This is a genomic window from Cupriavidus sp. 8B, from assembly GCF_054589115.1.
The window spans coordinates 1-619 of record NZ_BAAILO010000223.1 but is presented as its reverse complement, the minus strand read 5'-3'; the positions used below and the strand labels follow the sequence as shown (position 1 = coordinate 619).

The 619-nt window shown below is 59.0% G+C and carries 2 pseudogenes; both read left to right on the top strand.

The features are described 5' to 3' along the window. Positions 1–95: 95 nt before the first annotated feature. Positions 96–251 (top strand): annotated as a pseudogene (locus ACYP5B_RS21945) (IS607 family transposase); the annotation flags it as partial. Continuing rightward, positions 248–619 (top strand): annotated as a pseudogene (locus ACYP5B_RS21940) (transposase); the annotation flags it as partial. The pseudogenes ACYP5B_RS21945 and ACYP5B_RS21940, both read left to right, overlap by 4 nt.

The window sequence follows — 619 nt, the reverse complement described above, 5'->3', positions numbered from 1 at the left end:
TCTGCGCGTCTGCAATCTCGAGCTTACGCATGGCTGCATCCCCAAAAGAGTAACCATGCAATCATACATGCTGCAATATTTATGTCGCTATGTTTAATCAGGAATCGCTGTCGCCAGAGCAGGAAATGGTTGAGGACCTGCTTGCCATCGTCGATACGTTCTCATGCCGCCTGGACGGCATGCGCAAGTACAAAGAGCAGATCAAGGAAGACTATCCGGGTAGCAAGGTACCGAAGGAAATTCTGGAATGACAACCGTCACCCGCACGCTCTATGGGACGTCGTCGTGCGTGCCTGCGCTTCGCGCGGTGTGCAGGGCGACGGCGTTCGTCCGAGCGGACCTCTGGCGTCGCTACGGCGCGCTGGGGAACGTCGGCAAGAGTGCGGCCGACATCCGCAAGGAAGTGACTGCTGGCGGCTGGTATGCATCGCTCGCGGTGGACGGCACGATCCGCGCCGAGACCACGAAGGATGCCGTCAACGACATCCTGACGTACAAGGCGGCTGCCTGCGCGAAGGTGCGGCAAGCCATCGCGAAGCGGACCTCCGACGAGGCAGAGCGAAAGCGGCTCTATACCCTGCTCAAAAGTGACAAGTGGCTCGAAGACAAGTACCTGCAC